Source organism: Acidovorax sp., assembly GCF_022763525.1.
Taxonomy (GTDB): Bacteria; Pseudomonadota; Gammaproteobacteria; order Burkholderiales; family Burkholderiaceae_C; genus Acidovorax.
Window position 1 is genome coordinate 1 of record NZ_JALEGG010000217.1, and the last position, 2,879, is coordinate 2,879.

At 67.6% G+C, this 2,879-nt stretch carries 3 protein-coding genes; all 3 read right to left on the bottom strand.

What is annotated here, in order from left to right; all coding sequences use genetic code 11:
- Positions 1 to 1,155: nitrite/sulfite reductase (locus tag MRY84_RS16925; protein WP_291506873.1), on the bottom strand; the 1,155-nt coding region annotated here is incomplete at its 3' end.
- 7 nt (positions 1,156 to 1,162) lie between these two features.
- Positions 1,163 to 1,966, bottom strand: coding sequence for a sulfite exporter TauE/SafE family protein (locus tag MRY84_RS16930; RefSeq protein WP_291506874.1), 804 nt, complete (start codon positions 1,964 to 1,966; stop codon positions 1,163 to 1,165).
- Between the two features lie 162 nt (positions 1,967 to 2,128).
- Positions 2,129 to 2,879 (bottom strand): FAD-dependent oxidoreductase (locus MRY84_RS16935; RefSeq protein WP_291506875.1); only part of this gene is annotated, 751 nt, incomplete at its 5' end.

The following is a 2,879-nucleotide window of genomic DNA, read 5'->3' on the forward strand; positions in this document are numbered from 1 at the left end:
CTGGTCGCTGGTGGCGTCGCCGGGCGACTGACCGGGGCGCTTGAACGACAGCGTCACGGCGCGCAGCTGGGGGTTCTGGTGCGGGTGCACATTGCGCTGCAGCCAGCGGCCAAACATCACGTGTCCTGTTGCCTGCGCGTCCAGCTGTGCCTGCAGGGCCTCGGGCGCCACGTCGGCAATGTCGGCCAACTTCGGTGCCACAAAGCATGCGGCCACGCGGTCAAATTCGGCCTGCGGGATGGTGTGGGGGCCACCGTCGATCTCCAGGATCTGGCGGTATTCGGCTTCCACATCGTCGATGTACTGCTGGCCTTCGGACTTCACCAGAATCTTGATGCGGGCCTTGTACTTGTTGTCGCGGCGGCCATGCTCGTTGTACACGCGCACGATGGCCTCGATGTAATTCATGATCTGGTTCCACGGCAGGAACTCGCGGATCACGGTGCCGATGACCGGCGTGCGGCCCATGCCGCCGCCCACAAACACCTTGAAGCCGATCTCACCCGCATCGTTCTTGACCAGGTGCAGGCCCACGTCGTGCCAGCCGGTGGCGGCGCGGTCGTCCTTGGCGCCGGTGATGGCGATCTTGAACTTGCGCGGCAGGAATGCGAACTCGGGGTGCAGCGTGGACCACTGGCGGATCAGCTCCGCATAGGGGCGCGGGTCCACGATCTCGTCCACGGCGATGCCAGCCAGTGCGTCGGTGGTGGTGTTGCGGATGCAGTTGCCGCTGGTCTGGATGCCGTGCATGTTCACGCTGGCCAGCAAGTCCATCACGTCCGCGCTCTTAGACAGCGGAATCCAGTTGAACTGCACATTGGTGCGGGTGGTGAAGTGGGCGCAGTGTGTGGGCAAGAACGTGGTGCCCAGCTTGCCCTGGCCTTCCATGGCGGCTTTGAAGACGGCTGCTTCGGGCTCGTCGTACTCGCGGGCGATCTGCGCCAGTACGCGCAGCTGGCGGCTGGCAATTTCGCCATACGGCACGGCCACGCGCAACATGGGCGCGTAGCGTTGCACATACCAGCCGTTCTGCAGGCGCAGGGGGCGGAAGTCGTCCTCGCTCAGTTTGCCGGTCTGCCATCGGGTGAGCTGGTCGCGAAACTGCGCGGCGCGCTGTTTCACGAACTGGGTGTCAAAGGCGGTGTATTGGTACATAGGGGGCTCAGATCAGAATCAGTTTGAAGCCTGCCCAGGCCAGCAGGACGGACAAGGCGGAGCGAATGAGGCGCTCGGGCGTGCGGGAGACCAGGCGCGAACCCAGCCAGATACCCGGCAGCGAACCAGCCAGCAATTGTGCAAGCAAAGGCCAGTCCACCGAGCCCAGCGACGCGTGGCCCAGGCCCGCCACCAAGGTCAAGGGCACGGCATAGGCAATGTCGGCGCCGATGATGCGCGGCAGCGGCAGCATGGGGTAGACCAGCAGCAGCACGGTGACGCCAATGGCGCCGGCGCCCACCGAGGTGAAGGTGACCAGGGTGCCGATCACCGCGCCCAGCAGCACGGGCAGGCTCCAGTGGCGCGGACGGGTGGCATCGCCGGCAAAGCCTCTGCGCGCGGCGTTCTGCGCGGCTTGGCGCTGGGCAGAAAACGCAATGGCCTTGTAGAGCGTGGCCGCGGCCGTCAGCAGCAGGGCAAAGCCCAGCGTGGTGGTCATGATGCGCTGGGCCGCGCTGCTGGCGGGGCCCAGGGTGCGCAGCGCCCAGAGGGCCAGCAGGGCGGCGGGGATGCTGCCGGCGCACAGCTGGGCCACGACCTTCCAGGGCACCAACCGCTGTCGCGCCAGGCTCACGGTGCCGCCCAGCTTGGTGAAGGCGGCAAACAGCAAGTCTGAGCCCACGGCCATGTGCGGTTTGATGCCAAAGAAGAAGATGAGGATTGGCGTCATCAGCGAGCCGCCGCCCACCCCGGTGAGCCCGACGATCAGACCCACCGCAAACCCCGCGAAGACAAACGCCAATTCGTGCATGGCCGCGAATGTAGAGGGCCTTCTTATGGATGCAAACTATTGTTTTGTGCTTCGAGTATGCAAATATCGATATAAGCAAGTGCTGTCGCGCAGTGGCGACGGATCAGCCGCAGGGTAAGGACCGGCGGGGGAGAGGCCAAGGCATGGCCGCCGCGGCCCCGTTCACATGCGCTCGCTGGCCAGCGCGCGGGCCAGTTTTGCGTCCAGCGGCAGGGGCTCGCCGTTGACGCGGGAGGCGAGCAGTTCGCCGCACAGCAAGGCGAGGGTCAAGCCCCGTGCGCCCATGGCTGTGCACACCCACAGGCCCGGCAGGGCCTGGGCATCCACCGGCCCCACGATGGGCAGCCGGTCTGGCGCGGTGCAGCGCACGGCAGCCCAGTGTTCGATGGTGGCGGGCGCGGGGCCGCCGCTTTCTCCCGCCGCCAGCCGGGCCTCGAAGCAGGGCGACAGCTGGCGGGCCGCTGCGGGCAGCAGGGTTTGCAGCTTGTCCCAGTGCGAACGGTGCGCGGCGAGCTGGTCCGCGGCACTGGCTGGCAGCGTGGTCACGTTGCGTTCGAAGGTGGAGCCCATGATCCAGCCGCGCTCGGGGGCTGCATTGGCGGGTCCGTTCGGGTCCCCCATGCCGAACGACGGCACGATGTTGCCGTGTCCATTGGCCGGAAAGGGCGCTGGCGGCGGCAGATGGGCCGCGTAGCGCCCCCATGAAACTTGCCCCCGCACGGGCTGCAGGGGCCAGCGGTCGGCCAGCAAGGTGGGGCTGCCCGCGCCCGCAGCGATCACCACGAGCGAAGCTTGCGCCAGCACTTGGCCCTGTGCGTCCAGTGCCTGCCACTCGGTGGCTGCGGATGGGGTGGCAGCGCCCGGGCCGGCCGCGGGCACGGTGCGCAGGCTGGCAACCCGGCGCCGTCCGCGC